Origin of the sequence: Polymorphospora sp. NPDC050346 (genome assembly GCF_040655695.1) — a bacterium.
Classification (GTDB): Bacteria; Actinomycetota; Actinomycetes; order Mycobacteriales; family Micromonosporaceae; genus Polymorphospora; species Polymorphospora lycopeni.
Window position 1 is genome coordinate 49957 of sequence record NZ_JBFAKM010000006.1, and the last position, 18763, is coordinate 68719.

17 protein-coding genes are annotated in these 18763 nt (G+C 71.1%); 13 read left to right on the plus strand and 4 right to left on the minus strand.

The window, feature by feature from the left end:
• Positions 1-248 precede the first annotated feature (248 nt).
• From AB0I42_RS08260 to AB0I42_RS08305, 10 genes are all read left to right on the plus strand, one after another.
• A complete protein-coding gene (locus tag AB0I42_RS08260) occupies positions 249-1244 on the plus strand; it encodes a DUF2520 domain-containing protein (RefSeq protein ID WP_357535335.1) in 996 nt (331 codons plus the stop codon).
• Positions 1241-2107 carry a pantoate--beta-alanine ligase gene (gene panC / locus AB0I42_RS08265; RefSeq protein WP_357535336.1) on the plus strand — a complete coding sequence of 289 codons (867 nt, stop codon included), beginning with the start codon at positions 1241-1243 and terminating at the stop codon, positions 2105-2107. Before AB0I42_RS08260 ends, panC begins: the two co-directional genes overlap by 4 nt.
• Positions 2108-2134: 27 nt before the next feature.
• Entirely contained in the window at positions 2135-2563 is a 429-nt protein-coding gene (gene panD, locus AB0I42_RS08270; RefSeq protein ID WP_357535337.1) for an aspartate 1-decarboxylase, read from the plus strand.
• Between the two features lie 91 nt (positions 2564-2654).
• The gene (locus AB0I42_RS08275; protein ID WP_357535339.1) at positions 2655-3554 is read left to right on the plus strand and encodes a septum formation family protein; all 900 of its coding nucleotides are present in this window, start codon (positions 2655-2657) and stop codon (positions 3552-3554) included.
• Positions 3555-3630: 76 nt separating this feature from the next.
• Positions 3631-5298 (plus strand): L-aspartate oxidase, encoded by a 1668-nt coding sequence (locus AB0I42_RS08280; protein ID WP_357535341.1) that lies wholly within the window; start codon positions 3631-3633, stop codon positions 5296-5298.
• A complete protein-coding gene (gene nadC, locus AB0I42_RS08285; RefSeq protein WP_357535664.1) occupies positions 5295-6179 on the plus strand; it encodes a carboxylating nicotinate-nucleotide diphosphorylase in 885 nt (294 codons plus the stop codon). Before AB0I42_RS08280 ends, nadC begins: the two co-directional genes overlap by 4 nt.
• Positions 6180-6181: 2 nt before the next feature.
• A complete protein-coding gene (locus tag AB0I42_RS08290; RefSeq protein WP_212825796.1) occupies positions 6182-6940 on the plus strand; it encodes a type III pantothenate kinase in 759 nt (252 codons plus the stop codon).
• A 95-nt stretch (positions 6941-7035) separates the two neighbouring features.
• On the plus strand, positions 7036-8544 hold the full coding sequence (gene lysS, locus AB0I42_RS08295) for a lysine--tRNA ligase (protein WP_357535342.1): 1509 nt from the start codon (positions 7036-7038) through the stop codon (positions 8542-8544).
• Between the two features lie 97 nt (positions 8545-8641).
• Positions 8642-8992: an Lsr2 family protein gene (locus AB0I42_RS08300; RefSeq protein ID WP_357535343.1), complete on the plus strand. Its 351-nt coding sequence runs from the start codon at positions 8642-8644 to the stop codon at positions 8990-8992.
• 388 nt (positions 8993-9380) lie between these two features.
• Positions 9381-11909, plus strand: a complete 2529-nt coding sequence (locus AB0I42_RS08305; protein ID WP_357535345.1) for an ATP-dependent Clp protease ATP-binding subunit — start codon at positions 9381-9383, stop codon at positions 11907-11909.
• A gap of 54 nt (positions 11910-11963) precedes the next feature.
• Here AB0I42_RS08305 and AB0I42_RS08310 read toward each other — a convergent pair whose 3' ends face one another.
• Positions 11964-12911: an A/G-specific adenine glycosylase gene (locus AB0I42_RS08310; RefSeq protein ID WP_357535347.1), complete on the minus strand. Its 948-nt coding sequence runs from the start codon at positions 12909-12911 to the stop codon at positions 11964-11966.
• A 137-nt stretch (positions 12912-13048) separates the two neighbouring features.
• Between AB0I42_RS08310 and AB0I42_RS08315 the strand changes: the two genes are divergently transcribed.
• The 3 genes from AB0I42_RS08315 (at position 13049) to AB0I42_RS08325 (ending at position 14905) form a co-directional block, all read left to right on the plus strand.
• A complete protein-coding gene (locus AB0I42_RS08315; protein WP_357535349.1) occupies positions 13049-13561 on the plus strand; it encodes an ACT domain-containing protein in 513 nt (170 codons plus the stop codon).
• Positions 13546-14109 (plus strand): peptide deformylase, encoded by a 564-nt coding sequence (locus tag AB0I42_RS08320; protein WP_357535666.1) that lies wholly within the window; start codon positions 13546-13548, stop codon positions 14107-14109. Before AB0I42_RS08315 ends, AB0I42_RS08320 begins: the two co-directional genes overlap by 16 nt.
• 88 nt (positions 14110-14197) lie before the next feature.
• Positions 14198-14905: a hypothetical protein gene (locus tag AB0I42_RS08325; protein ID WP_357535351.1), complete on the plus strand. Its 708-nt coding sequence runs from the start codon at positions 14198-14200 to the stop codon at positions 14903-14905.
• Positions 14906-14974: 69 nt separating this feature from the next.
• Here AB0I42_RS08325 and disA read toward each other — a convergent pair whose 3' ends face one another.
• The 3 genes from disA to AB0I42_RS08340 form a co-directional block, all read right to left on the minus strand.
• A complete protein-coding gene (disA, locus tag AB0I42_RS08330; RefSeq protein WP_357535353.1) occupies positions 14975-16159 on the minus strand; it encodes a DNA integrity scanning diadenylate cyclase DisA in 1185 nt (394 codons plus the stop codon).
• 228 nt (positions 16160-16387) lie between these two features.
• A complete protein-coding gene (gene radA, locus AB0I42_RS08335; protein WP_357535355.1) occupies positions 16388-17815 on the minus strand; it encodes a DNA repair protein RadA in 1428 nt (475 codons plus the stop codon).
• An 88-nt stretch (positions 17816-17903) separates the two neighbouring features.
• Positions 17904-18653 (minus strand): hypothetical protein, encoded by a 750-nt coding sequence (locus AB0I42_RS08340; protein ID WP_357535357.1) that lies wholly within the window; start codon positions 18651-18653, stop codon positions 17904-17906.
• Positions 18654-18763 lie beyond the last annotated feature (110 nt).

Sequence of the window (18763 nt, forward strand, 5' to 3'; positions counted from 1 at the left end):
CCAGCGGATCGAGGGCACTTGCACACCTTCCGTCGATGACCGGGCCACCCTAGCGGTGGGCGCCGGTCGGCACCCGCCCGGCGCCCAGGTAATCAGACAAAAGGTGCACCGGTCGATCGATCGGCGTTGCCGCGCCGGGGCACCCGCCAGGGCGGTGAAGGTTTTCACACATGCTTGTCCCCGGTCTGTAACAACGACGCATACTTGCGATCGACCGGTACCACATTTTCGAGGACTGGATCATCGCTATGAGCGCACCATCGCGCCCGCGGCCGACCGCTTCCACCCGCCGTGCCGACACCGGCGGACCCGCCGGGGCCGGGTCGGGCCGTACGGGCCGGCCAACCACCGTGACCACCCGCCCGCTGACCATCGGCATCGTCGGTGCCGGCCGCGTCGGCGCGGTGCTCGGAGCCGCACTCGCCCGCGCGGGCCATCGGATCGTCGCCGCGTCCGGGGTCTCCGCCGCCACCCGGGCACGCCTCGGCCAACTCCTGCCGGACACCGCCGACCTGCCCGCCGACGGGGTCGCCCGCGCCGCCACCGACCTGCTGATCGTCGCCGTACCGGACGACCGCATCGGTGCCGTCGTCGCCGGGCTCGCCGACACCGGCGTACTGCGTCCCGGTCAGGTCGTCGCCCACACGTCCGGCGCACACGGGCTCGACGTCCTGGCGCCGGTCACCGCCGCCGGTGCCCACCCACTCGCGCTGCACCCGGCCATGACCTTCACCGGCACCGCCGCCGACCTGGCGACCCTGCCCGGGATCTCGTACGGCGTGACCACGCCCGACGCCCTGCGACCGTTCGCCGCCCGGCTGGTCGCCGACCTCGGTGGTACGCCGGAGTGGGTGGCCGAGGCCGACCGCGCCCTCTACCACGCGGCGCTCGTACACGGGGCGAACCACCTGGTCACGCTCGTCAACGAGGCGCTGGACCGGCTGCGGGACGCCGGGGTGGCCCGGCCGGAGAAGGTGCTCGGACCGCTGCTGCGGGCATCGCTCGACAACACGCTGCGGCTCGGCGACGCGGCCCTGACCGGTCCGGTGTCGAGGGGCGACGCCGGCACGGTCGCCCGGCACCTGGCCACGCTGGCCGTCTCGGCACCCGACTCGGTGCCGGGTTACCTCGCGCTCGCCCGCCGTACGGCGGACCGGGCGATCGCGGCCGGACGGTTGCGTCCCGCCGACGCGGAACCGCTGCTCGGCGTACTCGCCGACCGGCGTCAGGAGGTGGACGCATGACCGTCGTCGTATCGGACCGGGAGGCGCTGGCCCCGGCCCGGAAGTCGCTGCCGGGCAGCGTGGCCGTGGTGATGACGATGGGCGCGCTGCACGCCGGGCACGAGACCCTGCTGCGGGCCGCCGCCGAGCGGGCCGACCACGTGCTGGTGACCGTCTTCGTCAACCCGCTCCAGTTCGGGCCGAACGAGGACTTCGACCGCTATCCGCGCACCCTGGAGGCGGATCTGGAGATCTGCCGGGCGGCGGGGGTGGCCGTGGTGTTCGCCCCGACCCGCGACGAGATCTATCCGGGCGGCGAACCGACGGTCCGCGTCGACCCGGGCGCGCTCGGCGGGCAGTTGGAGGGGCAGAGCCGGCCGGGGTTCTTCGACGGCGTGCTCACCGTCGTGCTCAAGCTGATCCAGTTGACCCGGCCCGACTTCGCGTTCTTCGGCGAGAAGGACTACCAGCAGCTGACCCTGGTCCGCCGGATGGCGCGCGACCTCGACCTCGGGGTCGAGATCGTCGGCGTGCCGACCGTACGGGAGCCGGACGGGCTGGCGCTTTCGAGCCGTAACCGCTACCTGTCCGGTCCGCAGCGTCGGGCGGCGGTGCGGCTGTCGGCGGCGCTGCGCGCCGGGGCTGCCGCCGCGGCGGACGGGCTGGGTGGCGCCGCCGCGCTGTCCACCGCCCGGACCGCCTTCGAGCCGGGTACGGCCGTCGGTGACGACGCCCCGAAGCTGGACTATCTCGTGCTCACCGATCCGGACCTGGGGCCCGCCCCGGTCACCGGCCCGGCCCGGCTGCTGGTGGCGGCCTGGGTCGGCCAGACCCGGCTGATCGACAACGCGGCGATCGAGCTGGCCCCGCCGGCCACCCACTGAACCCTGTCGAGTCGAGGAGTCGTCCCGATGTACCGCACCATGCTCAAGTCCAAGATCCACCGAGCCACCGTCACCCAGGCCGACCTGCACTACGTCGGCTCGGTGACCGTCGACGAGGACCTGCTGGACGCCGCCGACCTGCTTGCCGGCGAGCAGGTCACGATCGTCGACATCACCAACGGGGCCCGGCTGGAGACGTACACGATCCCGGGGCCGCGCGGCACCGGGGTGATCGGCATCAACGGCGCCGCGGCGCGGCTGGTGCAGCCCGGTGACCTGGTGATCCTGATCTCGTACGCCCAACTCGACGACGCGACGGCCCGCTCCTACCGGCCGCGGATCGTGCACGTGGACGCCGACAACCGGATCATCGAGTCGGGTGCCGATCCGGCGGGCACCGCGCCCGGGATGGTCGGCGACCCGGTCCGGGGGGATCAGGTCGCGGCGGCCGTCTGAGCGGTTGCCGGGATGTCCCGTTCAGGGGACTGACGTATGCTCGGCGATCCGAGCCGCGTACGCCTTGGGGAGGGTCGCGATGCGCCGTTGGTTGACCGCTGTCGCTGTCGCCGGCACAGCCACGCTGCTGCTGACGGGGTGCGGCAATCCGGCCGGGGTCGACGGCGACCTGGCCAACGGTTGGGCGGCGTTCCCGGAACCGAAGACGTTCACGCCCGCGGCCGACGTCTGCCACAGCGCCGACTTCGCCGAGACCGCCTACCTGTCGTCGTACAACCCGGTCGACTGCTCGGCCTCGCACCGGGTCGAGACGATCTTCGTCGGGACCCTGACCGGGGCGGCCGCCGAGGCGAAGAACCCGCCCACCGTCTCCTCGACGGACATCAAGCCGGCCTACACCGAGTGCGACGCCAAGGCGAAGGAGTTCGTCGGCGCCGACTGGCGCACCGGCCGGCTCTGGCTCGGCGTGGCGGTGCCGTCGCCGCAGGCGTGGGGCGGCGGGGCGCGCTGGTTCCGGTGCGACCTGACCGAGGAGTCGACGGTCGAGAACGACGGCGACAGCGAGACGGTGAGCCGCACGGCGAGCCTGCGTGACGCGCTGAAGGCCACCTCGCCGCTGAACCTCGGCTGCTACGCGGTCAAGCTGAACAGCAGCGAGCGGGTCGACACGATGGACCCGGTCGAGTGCACCAAGGAGCACAACAGCGAGTTCGTCGGGGTCTGGACCGCACCGGACGGCAACTACCCCAGCAAGGACACCGACTGGAACAAGTTCTACTCGGAGTGCCGCACGCTGGTCGGCCGGTACGTCGGCGTACCCCTGGACAACAACCTGCGCTACCGCACCGGCGTGATCGCGCTGCCCAACGGCCAGTCCGAGTGGCAGGCGGGCAACCGCGGCGTGCGCTGCTACCTGTGGATGGCCGACAAGAAGTTCACCCGGTCGCTGAAGGGCACCGGCAACAACGGGCTGCCGATCCAGTACCAGTGACCCGTCCGGGGCGGCGGGGACCACTCCGGTGGCCCCCGCCCGCCGCCCGCCGAGCGGGGCGCGGTTGACTGTCCGGATGGACGTGCCGACACCTGGTCTGCCCGCACTGCCCCGCGCTCTGGCGGCACCGGCCCCGGGCTGGGTGGAGAACACCGACGTGGTGGTCGTCGGGTCGGGGATCGCCGGCCTGACCGCCGCGCTGCACCTGCGCGAGGCGGGGCTGCACGTCACGGTCGTAACCAAGGTCAACATCGACGACGGCTCGACCCGGTGGGCGCAGGGCGGCATCGCCGCCGTACTCGACCCGCTGGACTCGCCGGCCGCGCACGCCTCCGACACCGAGATCGCCGGCGTCGGCCTGTGCGACCCGGCCGCGGTGCGGGTGCTGGTCGAGGAGGGACCGAGCCGGGTCCGCGAGCTGATCCGGATGGGCGCGGAGTTCGACCGGCATCCCGACGGCTCGCTGATGCTGACCCGCGAGGGCGGCCACCGCGCCAACCGGATCGTGCACGCCGGGGGTGACGCGACCGGGGCGGAGGTCCAGCGGGCGCTGCACGCCGCGGTCGGTCGTGACCCGTGGATCCGGCTGGTCGAGCACGCCCTCGTCCTCGACCTGCTGCGGGCGGCGGACGGGCGGGCCTGCGGCATCACCCTGCACGTCCTCGGCGAGGGTAGCGAGGACGGCGTCGGCGCGATTCTCGCCCGGGCGGTGGTGCTGGCGACCGGGGGACTGGGCCAGGTCTTCGCGGCCACCACCAATCCCGTGGTGTCGACCGGTGACGGTGTCGCGCTCGCCCTACGGGCCGGCGCGGCAGTGACCGATGTGGAGTTCGTCCAGTTCCACCCGACCTCGCTGGTGATCACCGATGCCGGCGGGGCGCCCCGGGCACAGCAGCCGCTGGTTTCCGAGGCGCTGCGGGGCGAGGGCGCCCACCTGGTCGACGCGGCCGGCCGGCGGTTCATGGTCGGCCGGCACGAACTGGCCGAGCTGGCACCACGCGACGTGGTGGCCAAGGGCATCCACCGGGTCATGCTGGCCGACGGCACCGACCATGTCTTCCTCGACGCCCGGCACCTCGGCCGCGAGTTCCTGGAGCACCGGTTCCCGACGATCGTCGCCTCGTGCCGGGCCGCCGGGGTGGACCCGGTCACCGACCTGATCCCGGTCGCACCGGCCGCGCACTACGCCTCCGGCGGGGTCCGGACCGACCTGTACGGCCGTACCTCGATCCCGGGGCTGTACGCCTGCGGCGAGGTCGCCTGCACCGGCGTACACGGCGCCAACCGGCTGGCCAGCAACTCGCTGCTGGAAGGGCTGGTCTTCTCCCGGCGGATCGCCGAGGACATCCGGCGCGACCTGCCGGCGCAGGCCGATCCGGTGCCGGCCGATCCGGCCGCGCGGGAAGCCGGCTGGGTGGTCGACCCGCAGATCCGGCTTCCGTTGCAGCGGGCCATGACCCGTGGCGCGGGCGTGCTGCGGTCCGCCGACACCCTCGCCGGCACCGCGGCCGACCTGGTCCGGCTCGGTGCCGGTCGGAGCACGCCGCGTACGGCGAGCTGGGAGGCGACCAACCTGCTCACCATCGCGTCCGTGCTGGTCGGCGCGGCCTACCGGCGTCGCGAGACCCGGGGCTGCCACTGGCGCGACGACCATGTCGCCGCCAGCGACGAGTGGCTGGGCCACCTGGTCGCGTCGATCGGACCCGACGGCGCCGTCGGACACACCTGGGAGGCATCGTGCTGAAACCGTCCACCGTCGAGGCGTTGCGGGCCGACGGGCTCGACCCGGTGCTCGTCGAGCGGATCGTCCGGACCGCCCTCGAAGAGGACCTGGGCCCGGAGGGACTCGACGTCACCAGTGTCGCGACGATCGCGGACGACCAGTTCGACACCGCCGACGTGGTGGCCCGGGCCGGCGGGGTGGTCGCCGGGCTGGCCGTGGCGGCGGCGGTGTTCGACCTGGCGACCAGCCGGACGGTGCAGGTGTCGCCCCAGGTGTCCGACGGGACCCGGGTGGCGCGTGGGGACGTGCTGGCGACGGTGTCCGGACCGACCCGTTCGCTGCTGACCGCCGAGCGGACCGCGCTCAACCTGCTCAGCCGGATGTCCGGGGTGGCGACCCACACCCGGGCCTGGGCCGACGCCCTCGACGGCAGCAAGGCGATGGTGCTCGACACCCGCAAGACCACCCCGGGCCTGCGGGTGCTGGAGAAGTACGCGGTGCGCGCCGGTGGCGGCACCAACAAGCGCATGGGCCTGTACGACGTCGCGATGATCAAGGACAACCACAAGCTCGCCGCCGGCGGGATCACCGCGGCCTACCGGCGGGTCCGGGAGATGTTCCCGCGGGTGCCGGTGCAGGTGGAGGTGACCACGGTCGACGAGGCGGTCGAGGCGGTCGACGCCGGGGCGGACTTCCTGCTCTGCGACAACATGACCCCGATGCTGCTGCGCGAGGTGGTGGCAGCGGTCGGTGACCGGGCCGAGTTGGAGGCCACCGGCGGGCTGACCCTCGACGTCGCACCGGAGTACGCCGCCACCGGCGTCGACTACCTGTCGGTGGGGGCGCTCACCCACTCGTCACCTATCTTGGACATCGCCCTCGATCTGCGGCTCCGGAGCTGACCATGCTGCTCTGCATCGACATCGGTAACACCAACACCGTCCTGGCCACCTTCGACGGTGACAAGCTCGTGCACTCCTGGCGGATCAAGACCGATGCCAGGTCGACCGCCGACGAGCTGGGCCTGATGTTCCGGGGCCTGCTGGCCGGCGACGCGGTCGAGATCACCGGCGTGGCGGCCTGCTCGACGGTGCCGGCCGCGCTGCGCTCGCTGCGGACGATGCTGGCCCGCTACTACGGCGGGATCCCGAGTGTGGTGGTCGAGCCGGGGATCCGCACCGGCGTGCAGCTGGCGATCGACAATCCCAAGGAGGTGGGCGCGGACCGGGTGGTCAACACCCTGGCGGCACACGCCCTCTTCGGCGGACCGTCGATCGTGGTCGACTTCGGCACGACCACCAACTTCGACGTGATCAGCGCGCGGGGGGAGTTCCTCGGCGGGGCGTTCGCACCGGGCATCGAGATCTCGCTGGACGCCCTCGCGGCCCGGGCCGCCCAGTTGCGCAAGGTCGAGCCGACCAGCCCCCGTTCCGTGATCGGCAAGAACACCGTCGAGTGCCTCCAGGCCGGGATGTACTTCGGGTTCGCCGGCCAGGTCGACCGGATCGTCGAGCGGATGGCCGAGGAGTTGGGGGAGTTGCGCGCGGTGATCGCGACCGGTGGGCTCGCCCCGGTGGTGATCGACGAGTGCCGCACGATCACCCACCACGAACCCATGATCACTCTCATCGGGCTGCGGATGGTCTTCGAACGCAACGTGTGACCCGCTCTGCCGGCCATAACCCGGTAACCGCCGCCGGACGCCTTGAGTACGCTCGGGGCCGAAACCATGCCCAGGACTACCCGAGGACGCATTTCGTGACCGAGCAGAACCCCGCCCCCGTCGAGCCCGACGACGACCTTCCGGAGCAGATGCGGGTCCGCCGGGCCAAGCGGGACCGGATGCTGGCCGAGGGGATCGAGCCGTACCCGGTGGGGTTCGCGCGGACCGCGACACTTGCGGAGATCCGGGCACGTTACGCCGATCTGCCGACCGACACGGCCACCGGTGACAAGGTGTCCGTGGCCGGGCGGGTCATCTTCATCCGCAACACCGGGAAGCTGGCGTTCGCCACGTTGCGTGAGGGTGACGGCACGGAGCTGCAGGCGATGTTCTCCCTCGACCGGGTCGGTGCCGACCGGTTGGAGGACTGGAAGCGGCTGATCGACCTCGGCGACCACGTCGGGGTTACCGGCGAGGTCATCACCAGCCGGCGCGGCGAACTGTCGGTGCTCGCCGACTCGTGGGCGGTCACCGCAAAGGCGCTCCGCCCGCTCCCGGTCGCGCACAAGCCGCTGAGCGAGGAGGCCCGGGTCCGGCAGCGTTACGTCGACCTCGTCGTCCGCCCCCAGGCGCGACAGACCGTCCGCACCCGGTCCGCGGTCGTGCGCAGCCTGCGGGATTCGCTGCACCGGCGGGACTTCATCGAAGTCGAGACCCCGATGCTTCAGTTGGTCCATGGCGGCGCCGCGGCTCGGCCATTCGTGACGCACAGCAATGCGCTGGACACCGATCTGTATCTCCGAATCGCTCCGGAGTTGTTTCTGAAGCGCTCCGTGGTGGGCGGGATCGAGCGGGTCTTCGAGATCAACCGCAACTTCCGCAATGAGGGCGTGGACTCGTCCCACTCGCCGGAGTTCGCGATGCTCGAGGTTTACGAGGCCTACGGCGACTACGACACGATGGCTGTCCTCCTGCGGGAACTCGTCCAAGAGGCGGCTATGGCCGTCAGCGGTTCGCACGTAGTCACCCACGCCGATGGGCAGGAGTTCGACCTCGGCGGTGAGTGGCGGTCGATCACGCTCTACGGATCGCTTTCCGAAGCGCTCGGCGAAGAGGTCACGGTCCGCACCGACATGGCGCACCTGGTCCGTTACGCGGAGAAGCACGATCTCGCGGTCGACCCGAAGTGGGGGCCGGGCAAGCTCGCCGAGGAGCTGTTCGAGGAGTTGGTCGTGCCGGGGCTGCGTGAGCCCACTTTTGTGCGCGACTATCCGGAGGAGACCAGTCCACTGACCCGGGCCCACCGCAGCGAGCCGGGCCTGACCGAGAAGTGGGACGCCTACGTGCTCGGCTTCGAGCTCGGTACGGCCTACTCGGAGCTGGTGGACCCGGTCGTGCAGCGGGAACGGCTGATCGCGCAGGCCCGGTTGGCGGCCCGTGGCGACAGCGAGGCCATGCCGCTCGACGAGGACTTCCTGCGTGCGATCGAGTACGGAATGCCGCCGTCCGGGGGCATGGGATTCGGAATCGACCGGCTCCTGATGGCGCTGACCGGCTTGGGAATTCGGGAAACCATCCTCTTCCCGCTCACCCGGGCCCAGTAGATTCGACACAGTTTCCGTGTCCTATTGACGTGCCGTGCGCCTATCGGGCTATTGTTCTCTTGTTTGCGGGTGAACCTGCGCGAAAGGATTGTGGCACGTGGCGAAGCACATCATTCACAAGCTGGTCGATGACCTGGACGGCGGCGACGCGGACGAGACCGTCAAGTTCTCGCTCGACGGCGTTCAGTACGAGATCGACCTCTCCAACAAGAACGCCGGTAAATTGCGGGATCTTTTCGCCCCGTACGTCACCGCCGGCTCGAAGATCGGACGGGGCGGAGTCGTGGTCGGCGGGCGGGCCGCCCGTGGCCGGGGTGGGGCGGCCGCCGACCGGGAGCAGAACAAGGCGATCCGGTCCTGGGCCAAGAAGGAAGGCAAGGAGATCTCTGATCGGGGGCGGATTCCCCAGGAGATCGTGGACGAGTACCACCAGAAGGCCGGGCGCTGAGCCGGCCGCGGGTTCTCCGGTCCTTCGCCCGGGTCCGAGGTGTCACACCTCGGACCCGGGCGTTTTTTGTGCCCGATTGAGAGGTATGCCGGAAGTTCTCCACAGTAGGTGGAAGACGTTGTCCACATCCTGTGGAGGACGCCGGGCGAGGTTTCCCGTCGCTCCGCGAGGTGCCAATTTCGCTCTGCGCGTACAGCACGGCCCCCGGGAACACCCGGTGAGCGTGCAGAGTTGGATAAATCATCGCGTACCCGACCCGGTCCGGCACGCACGACCACGGCAGAGTCGGCTCGCGACGATAGAGTAATGCCACGGGCGTCCGCCTGGACGTTCCGGGCGCTGGCCCCGCCACGACCACTGGCGCACGGCACGTGAGGAGCACGAGGGCATGTTCGAGCGGTTCACCGACCGAGCGCGACGGGTTGTCGTCCTGGCTCAGGAAGAAGCCCGGATGCTCAACCACAACTACATCGGCACGGAGCACATCCTGCTCGGCCTCATCCACGAGGGTGAGGGCGTGGCTGCGAAGGCCCTGGAGAGTCTCGGTATCTCCCTGGAGGGCGTTCGCCAGCAGGTCGAGGAGATCATCGGCCAAGGCCAGCAGGCGCCGAGCGGGCACATCCCGTTCACGCCGCGGGCGAAGAAGGTCCTGGAGCTGTCGCTGCGCGAAGCGTTGCAGCTCGGGCACAACTACATCGGCACGGAGCACATCCTGCTCGGGCTGATCCGTGAGGGTGAGGGCGTCGCCGCCCAGGTGCTGGTCAAGCTCGGCGCCGACCTCAACCGGGTCCGCCAGCAGGTGATCCAGCTCCTGTCCGGTTACCAGGGCGGCAAGGAGCCCGCCGCGGCCGGCGCCACCACCGGCGAGGCCGCCCCGTCGACCAGCCTCGTGCTCGACCAGTTCGGTCGTAACCTGACCCAGGCCGCCCGGGAGGGCAAGCTCGACCCGGTCATCGAGCGCGAGAAGGAAATCGAGCGGGTCATGCAGGTGCTGTCCCGCCGCACCAAGAACAACCCGGTGCTGATCGGTGAGCCCGGCGTCGGCAAGACCGCGGTGGTCGAGGGCCTGGCCCAGAAGATCATCAAGGGTGAGGTGCCGGAGACGCTGAAGGACAAGCAGCTCTACACGCTTGATCTGGGTGCTCTGGTCGCGGGTTCGCGGTATCGGGGTGATTTCGAGGAGCGCTTGAAGAAGGTGCTCAAGGAGATCCGTACCCGTGGTGACATCATCCTGTTCATCGACGAGATCCACACGTTGGTCGGTGCGGGTGCGGCCGAGGGTGCGATCGACGCGGCGTCCATTCTGAAGCCGATGCTGGCCCGTGGCGAGTTGCAGACCATTGGTGCGACGACGCTGGACGAGTACCGCAAGTACGTGGAGAAGGACGCGGCGTTGGAGCGGCGGTTCCAGCCGATCCAGGTGGGTGAGCCGTCGCTGGCGCACACGATCGAGATTCTCAAGGGTTTGCGGGACCGTTACGAGGCGCATCACCGGGTGACGATCACCGACGCGGCGCTGGTGGCCGCGGCGACCCTGGCGGACCGGTACATCTCGGATCGGTTCCTGCCGGACAAGGCGATCGACCTGATCGACGAGGCGGGTGCGCGGATGCGGATCCGTCGGATGACGGCGCCGCCGGATCTGCGGGACTTCGACGAGCGGATCGCGCAGGTGCGTCGGGACAAGGAGTCCGCGATCGACGCGCAGGACTTCGAGCGGGCGGCGCAGTTGCGGGACAAGGAGAAGCAGCTGCTGGGTCAGAAGGCGCAGCGGGAGAAGGAGTGGAAGGCCGGGGACCTGGACGTGGTGTCCGAGGTCGACGACGAGCAGATCGCCGAGGTTCTGGCGAACTGGACCGGTATTCCGGTGTACAAGCTGACCGAGGAGGAGACTTCCCGGCTGCTGCGTATGGAGGCCGAGCTGCACAAGCGGGTCATCGGTCAGGAGGACGCGGTCAAGGCGGTCTCGAAGGCGATCCGTCGTACCCGTGCCGGGTTGAAGGACCCGAAGCGTCCTTCGGGTTCGTTCATCTTCGCCGGCCCGTCCGGGGTTGGTAAGACGGAGCTGTCGAAGGCTTTGGCGGAGTTCCTGTTCGGTAGTGAGGACGCGCTCATCCAGTTGGACATGAGTGAGTTCCATGACCGGTACACGGTGTCGCGGCTGGTGGGTGCGCCTCCCGGGTATGTCGGCTATGACGAGGGTGGGCAGTTGACGGAGAAGGTCCGTCGTCGGCCGTTCTCGGTGGTGTTGTTCGATGAGATCGAGAAGGCTCATCCGGATGTGTTCAACACGTTGTTGCAGATCCTGGAGGATGGTCGGTTGACCGATGGTCAGGGTCGGATCGTGGACTTCAAGAACACGGTGATCATCCTGACGACGAACCTGGGTACGCGGGATGTGGCGAAGGCTGTGTCTCTTGGTTTCCAGGCTTCTGAGGACTCGGAGTCGAACTACGAGCGGATGAAGACGAAGGTCAACGATGAGTTGAAGCAGCATTTCCGGCCGGAGTTCCTGAACCGGATCGATGACACGATCGTGTTCCATCAGTTGCGGCAGACGGAGATCCTTTCGATTGTGGACATCATGATCGGTCGGATCGAGACGCAGTTGCGGAACAAGGACATGAGTATGGAGTTGACCGACGACGCCAAGCGGTATCTGGCGAAGAAGGGGTTCGACCCTGTGTTGGGTGCGCGTCCGTTGCGTCGGACGATCCAGCGTGACATCGAGGACAACCTGTCCGAGCGGATCCTGTTCAACGAGTTGAAGCCGGGCCAGATCGTCGTCATCGACTGCGAAGGCGACCCGGAGGACATCGACAAGTCCAAGCTCGTGTTCCGCGGCGCCGACAAGCCGGTCGAGGTCCCGGACGCCGTTCCGGCCAACCTGACCAAGACGGCCGAGACGACCGAGTAACAACGGCAGAATAGCCGGGTCGGAGTTCCCACTCCGGCCCGGCTTTTCCGTGTCTCAGACCGGATCGACGCCGGCTTCCGGACCGGCCGCCAGCCGAGGCCCGGGAATGCGGCGATCGGCGAGGTGACGGTCGCCGGCGAGGACGTACGCCTCGCCGACCGGCTCGACCAGACCGTCGTCGACCAGGCCGGCCAGCGCCCGGGCCCGCTGCGCGTCGTCGTCCCACACCAGGTCGAGACGGTCCCGGTGCACCGGCCCCGTCGTTTCCCGCAACACCGCCAGCAGCATCCCGCGCACCTGGCGGTCCGTGCCGGCGTACCGCTGCGGGCGGCGGGTCGGCCCCACCGGGGCCGTACGCCCCGACGCCCGCCACGCGCACATCGAAGCCAGCGGGCAGTCGACGCATCGGGGTGCCCGGGCCACGCACACCAGCGCCCCCAGTTCCATGAACGCGGCACTCGCCCGCGCCGCCCGGGCCGGCTCCACCGGCAACAGTTCGGCGGTCGCGACGAGATCCGCCGGCCGGGTCGCCGGACCGGCGTCGGGCTCCCCGGCGACCGCCCGGGCCACCAGCCGCCGTACGTTGGTGTCGACGACCGGATGCCGCTGCCCGTACGCGAAGGCGGCCACCGCCCGCGCCGTGTACGTGCCCACACCGGGCAGGGCGAGCAGTTCGTCGAGTTGGGTCGGCACCTGCCCGCCGTGCCGCTCGACGATCGCCACGGCGCACTCGCGCAGCCGCAACGCGCGGCGGGGATAGCCGAGCCGTCCCCACATCCGGATCGCCTCGGCCGGCGGGTCCGCCGCCAGTGCCGCCGGCACCGGCCACCGGGCCAGCCAGGCCCGCCACGCCGGCAGCACCCGTACGACGGGGGTCTGCTGGAGCATGACCTCGCTGACCAGGATCGCCCAGGCGCCGACATCCGGTTCGCGCCACGGCAGGTCGCGCGCGTTCTCGTCGAACCACCGGATCGCCGTCGCAGCCAGTTCCTTCTCCGCCATCTCGCCGCCGATCCTCGCACGCCGGCCGGCGGAGCCCGGGGCGGGCGGGCACCCAGTCGGCCGCCGCCCGTCCCGTAACGTGGGCGGCGCGTCGACGGCGGCGACATCGGACGGCCCCGATCAGGCAGACTGCCCGGATGAGCGAGCTCGCGATCACCGTGATCGGCCCGGACCGGCCGGGCATCGTCGCCGACGTGGCCGAACTTCTCGCGGGCCTCGGCGCCAACCTGACGGATTCGACCATGACCAGGCTCCGTGGCCACTTCGCGATGACCCTGGTCTGTTCCGGGCCGGGGGTGGCCGAGGTCGAGACCGCGCTGGCCCCGCTGAGCGCGGACGGCCAGCTCGTGTCGACCGTACGCGAGGTCCGGCCGGACGGCCCGCAGACCCCGGCCGGCGAGCCGTACGTCGTCAGCGTGCACGGCGCCGACCGGCTCGGCATCGTCGCCGCGGTGACCCGGGTGCTGGCCGAGGCGGGCGGCAACGTCACCGACCTGACGACCCGGCTGGCCGGCCCGCTCTACGTGCTGGTCGCCGAGGTCGACCTGCCGGCGGGGAGCGCGGCCGAGGTGTCCGCGCGGCTGACCGAGGTGGCGACCGCGCTGGAGGTCGGGGTCACCCTGCGCCCGGCGGGATCCGATCTGCTGTGACCGGGGCGCTGGGTGGGTGGACCCTCGACGCGCTGGGCGGGCCAGGCCGGATACTTCCGGTCGTGACGGCGCCGGCGCAGGTGCTCAGCGGCGGTGGGCCGGAGGTCGACCCGCTGTCCGACGAGGTCGTCCGGTTGGCCGCCGACCTGGTCGCGACGATGCGGTCGGCGCCCGGTTGCGTCGGTCTGGCCGCCCCGCAGGTCGGGGTCGCCGCGCAGATGTTCGCGGTCGACGTGACCGGCCACCCGAAGTCGGTCACCTTGCACGGCACCTTCGTGCTGTGCAACGCCAAGCTGGTCGAGGCCAGCCGCTGGCGGCTCGGCCGTGAGGGCTGCATGTCGGTGCCGGACCTTACCGGTGACGTGAAACGGGCCAGCCGGGTCACGGTCGAGGGCGTGCTGCCCGGAACCGGACAACCGGTACGCTTGGCGACGGACGGTTTCGAAGCGCGCGCGCTGCAACACGAGATCGACCATTGTGCCGGTCTGCTGTTCCTCGACCGCGTCGCTGGCGCCCACGCGATCTACCAACGGAAGGTCTATCTCTGACGGTGCCGTGGGCGGCGGAGGTGTGCGTGGGTCCCCTCCGGCGCGTCGTCCGAGCCACCACATCCCATCCCGATACGGTGAGGGCATCATGCGATTGACGGTCGGCCCACTGCCGTCCGCCGTCTACTGGCGGCGACGGGCCATCGTGCTCGTCGCCATCCTGCTGCCGGTGATCGTGCTGCTCTACTCGTGCAGCGGCGGTGACGATCCGAACACCTCAACGGTCGGCAACGACGCCACGCCGACCCCCGAGGCGACGGCGACGCTGCTGACGCCGGAGACCGGCGCGCCGCCGACCGGCGAGGCGCCCGTCCTTCCGTCGCCCACCGCCGCCCCGACTTCGGCCGCTCCTTCGGAGCAGGTGCCGCAGAACCCCGCACCGCAGAACCCGCCGACGGGCGACACCTGCACCGACGCGGAGATGTCGCTGATTCCGGTGCCGGCGCGGGCCTCCGCCCAGCCGGGCGTCACCATCGACATCCGGCTGAAGATCAAGAACATTTCCACCCGTACGTGCACGCGGGACGTCGGCGCCGACATGCAGGAGATCTACATCAAGCAGGGCGCCGAGAAGGTGTGGTCGTCGGACACGTGTGGCGCCGCCCGTGGCAACGACGTCCAGTCGTTCATCCCGAACCACGAGATGGAGTTCCGGGTCGGCTGGAACGGCAGGACCACCAGCACGTGCAACGGCAATCTGGCCGGTGGCGATCCCCCCAAGCCCGGCGAATACCAGATCATCGGGCGACTGGACCAGAAGCTCAGCGAGCCGGTGAAGTTCACCGTCACCAACTGACCGGCCAGTTCGGATCTGTCCCGCAAGTGACCGGCCCGGTCGAACCTTCCACCAAGGTGACCGGCCAGGTCAGACGTACCGCTCCAGGATGGATGCCTCGGCGAGCCGGGAAAGTCCCTCCCGTACGCCCCGGGCCCGCGCGTCGCCGACCCCGTCGACCGCCTGGAGATCCTCGACCGTCGCGCCGAGCAGCCGCTGCAGGCTGCCGAAGTGGTTGACCAGCCGGTCGACGACCGTGCCGGGCAGCCGGGGCACCTTCGCCAGCAGCCGGAAGCCGCGCGGGCTCACCGCCGCGTCGAGCGCGTCGGACGCACCCGGGTAGCCGATCGCCTTCGCCACCGCCACCAGGTCGATCAGCTCGGTCGCGGTCAGCAGGTCGAGTTCGACCAGCGCCTCGTCCAGGGTCCGGGCCTTGCGCCCGACCGGCAGGTAGTCGCGGATCACCAGGGTGCGGTCGGAGTCGACGCCGGCCATCAACTCGTCGAGTTGCAGCGCCAGCAGCCGCCCGTCGGTGCCCAGTTCGACGACGTAGCCGGCGATCTCGTCGGCGATCCGGCGCACCATCTCCAGCCGCTGCACGACGGCCACCGCGTCACGTACGGTCACCAGGTCTTCGATCTCCAGCGCGGACAGGGTGCCGGAGACCTCGTCGAGCCGCAGTTTGTAGCGTTCGAGGGTGGCCAGCGCCTGGTTGGCGCGCGACAGGATGGCGGCCGAGTCGTCGAGCACGTGACGCTGCCCGTTGACGTAGAGGCTGATGATCCGCATCGACTGGCTCACCGAGATCACGGGATAGCCGGTCTGCCGGGCGACCCGCTCCGCGCTGCGGTGCCGCGTGCCGGACTCCTCGGTGGGGATGGTCGGGTCGGGCATCAGGTGGACGGCGGCCCGGACGATCCGGGTGCCGTCGCTGGAAAGCACCACCGCGCCGTCCATCTTGCACAGCTCACGTACGCGGGTCGCGGAGAACTCGACGTCGAGCGGGAAGCCGCCGGTGCACAGCCCCTCCACGACCTTGTCGTAGCCGAGCACGATCAGCGCCCCGGTGCGGCCACGCAGGATCCGCTCCAGCCCGTCGCGCAGCGCGGTGCCCGGTGCCATCAGCGCCAGGTTGGCGCGCAACGGGTCGCCGGTCGCCCCGGAGCCGGCGAGCGCGGAGGAACTGGCACTCACGCGGACGGGCGAACCGACGACGCCGGCGCGCCCCGGAGGGCTGACGCCAGCGGTTTTGTTCGCATCGCGGTCGATCGGCACCTGGACAGTCTACGGATCGTCACCCGCCCGCTGCGGTCGCGGTTGGCTCGGTCGCGCTGCCGTGACCTCCCACTGTGCGTCGTGGCGGTGCCGGCGCCGGTCGACTCGGCGCCGGCGCGGCCGGGCGACGACAATCAACTCGAAACCGGACGTCATCCACGTGGGCGGCCGGTCCCGCCGACACCCGTCGACGCGCGGGCAGATGGCGGCCGCCGTCTACCGGTCCGGCTACTCGGCCGAGGCCCGGGCCGCCCACTGGAGAGCCGCCCGTACGTCGGCGACCTCCACCACCCGGATCGTGTCGGATTTCACTCCCGTCGACTCCGGCCCGCAGCCGTTGGGCACGATGGCGAACCGGAAGCCGAGCCGGGCCGCCTCCGCCAGCCGGCGGGGAACCGCGCCGACCCGGCGTACCTCGCCGGTGAGCCCCACCTCGCCGATCGCGACGAGATTCGGCGCGATCGCGAGGTTGAGGCCGCCGGAGGCCACGGCCAGCGCGACCGCCAGGTCCGCCGCCGGCTCCACCACCCGGATCCCGCCGACGGTGGCCGCGAAGACCTCCCGGTCGTGCAGCGTGAGCCGTTCGGTGCGCCGCTGCAGCACGGCCAGCACCATCGCCAGCCGGGCGCTGTCCAGGCCGGACACGGTCCGCCGCGGCGAACCGGCCACGGTGGCGCCGATCAGCGCCTGCACCTCGGTCACCAGGGCCCGCCGGCCCTCCATCGCCACCGTGACACAGGTGCCCGGCACGGCCTCGGAGTAGCGGGTCAGGAACAGGCCGGACGGGTCGGGCAGGCTGCTGATGCCGCCCTCGTGCATCTCGAAGCAGCCGACCTCGTCGGCGGCCCCGAACCGGTTCTTGACGCCGCGGACCATCCGCAGCGACGAGTGCTTGTCGCCCTCGAAGTGGAGCACCACGTCGACCAGGTGCTCCAGCACCCGGGGACCGGCGACCTGCCCGTCCTTCGTGACGTGGCCGACCAGGACGGTCGCCACCCCGCGCTCCTTGGCGATGGCGACCAGGGCGGCGGTCACCGCCCGCACCTGGGTCACCCCGCCCGGCACCCCCTCGGTGCCCGGGGTGGAGATGGTCTGCACCGAGTCGAGCACCAGCAGGCCGGGCTTGACCGCGTCGAGGTGCCCGATGACCGCCCCGAGGTCGCTCTCGGCGGCCAGGTAGAGACGCTCGTGCAGGGTGCCCATCCGTTCGGCGCGCAGCCGGATCTGGCTCACCGACTCCTCGCCGCTGACCACCAGCGAGGGGCTGCCCGCTCCGGCCGCCCACTGCTGGGCCACGTCGAGCAGCAGCGTCGACTTGCCCACCCCTGGTTCGCCGGCCAGCAGGACCACCGCGCCGGGCACCAGGCCACCACCGAGCACCCGGTCGAGTTCGGTCACGCCGGTCGGACGGGCCTTCGCCGGCGCGGCACTGATCGTGGCGATCGGCCGGGCCGGCTCCGCGGGCAGGCGGGAGGTGACCACCCGCCCGGAGACCAGCGGGCCGGTGACGGTGGACTCGACCACCGAGCCCCACTCACCGCACTCGGGGCAGCGGCCGACCCATTTCGGTGGCTGGTGGCCGCAGGCGTCGCACTCGTATGCGGGACGCGGGTCACGGGCTGCGGCCCGGGGCCGCGACGCGGGTCGGGAGGTCACGCCACGACTCTAGACAGCGGGTACGACGCGGGCGGGCACCAACCGCCGTGAGGAGGTGGTGGCCCGCCCGGGTTGCCGGTGTGGGGGGTCAGTGTCCTTCGTCGCCGGTCACCGAGGTCGCGCGCGGGGCCGGCGACAGCGGCACCCCGGTCGGCGCGGACGTGACCAGCGGCGGCGCCCCGTTGCTGAACTCGAACGTCAGGCTGACCGACTTGCCCGGGGTGAGCGCCGTGGTCAGGCCCTCGACCTGGAGGAGTTCGTCGCCGGTCCCGGAGATGACGACGGAGCCCAGCGCCGGAATCTCGATCACGGCCGGCCGGGTCGCCGGGGCCGGCGGCGTGGTCGGAGAAGCCGGAGCGGACGGCGAGGCGGGGGCCGACGGGGAGGCGGTGTCGGTGGAGGCCGGCACCGACGGCGAGGCGGGCGCAGACGGGGACGCGGGCGCCGACGGCGAGACCGGCGGCGGCGCGGGAGTCGTCAGGTCGGTGAACACGACCGAGCTGCCCGAGACGACCGTCGCCTGGTTGTCCGTGCCCGAGGGGGCGGCCGGGGTGATCCGGACCATCACCGGCTGGTCGGACTGGTTGTAGAGGCTGAGCGCCAGCGGCGCGTCGCCACCGGCCGGGTAGCCCTCGGGGCCCTGGTAGAGGACGTGCAGGTTCCGGATCAGGACGGAACCGTCGGTGGACTGGACGTTGACGCCGGGCACCGACGGCGCCTTCGCCGCGGTTTCGGCGATCTGGCCCGCGCCGCAACCCGACACCAGCAGTGCGGTGGCGAGAGCCACCCCGCCCAGCAGAGCCGCCCGGTGGCGGGTCCCACTGATCGAGCGCGTCACGTCGGTCCTCCTCGTCGCGATCCCGCCCGGTCACGGAACCGGCCGGCACATCGGGGCGTGGTCTGTCGACGCGTCGGGCGGCGCCCGATCGGCCCGGGCGTGGTGGGCAC

What these genes read in the sequence shown, in the direction of transcription:
- AB0I42_RS08260 (WP_357535335.1), top strand. Translation starts at nt 249, where the DNA reads ATGAGCGCACCATCGCGCCCGCGGCCGACCGCTTCCACCCGCCGTGCC.
- panC (WP_357535336.1), top strand. Translation starts at nt 1,241, where the DNA reads ATGACCGTCGTCGTATCGGACCGGGAGGCGCTGGCCCCGGCCCGGAAG.
- panD (WP_357535337.1), top strand. Translation starts at nt 2,135, where the DNA reads ATGTACCGCACCATGCTCAAGTCCAAGATCCACCGAGCCACCGTCACC.
- AB0I42_RS08280 (WP_357535341.1), top strand. Translation starts at nt 3,631, where the DNA reads ATGGACGTGCCGACACCTGGTCTGCCCGCACTGCCCCGCGCTCTGGCG.
- AB0I42_RS08290 (WP_212825796.1), top strand. Translation starts at nt 6,182, where the DNA reads ATGCTGCTCTGCATCGACATCGGTAACACCAACACCGTCCTGGCCACC.
- AB0I42_RS08305 (WP_357535345.1), top strand. Translation starts at nt 9,381, where the DNA reads ATGTTCGAGCGGTTCACCGACCGAGCGCGACGGGTTGTCGTCCTGGCT.
- AB0I42_RS08310 (WP_357535347.1), bottom strand. Translation starts at nt 12,911, where the DNA reads ATGGCGGAGAAGGAACTGGCTGCGACGGCGATCCGGTGGTTCGACGAG.
- AB0I42_RS08315 (WP_357535349.1), top strand. Translation starts at nt 13,049, where the DNA reads ATGAGCGAGCTCGCGATCACCGTGATCGGCCCGGACCGGCCGGGCATC.
- AB0I42_RS08325 (WP_357535351.1), top strand. Translation starts at nt 14,198, where the DNA reads ATGCGATTGACGGTCGGCCCACTGCCGTCCGCCGTCTACTGGCGGCGA.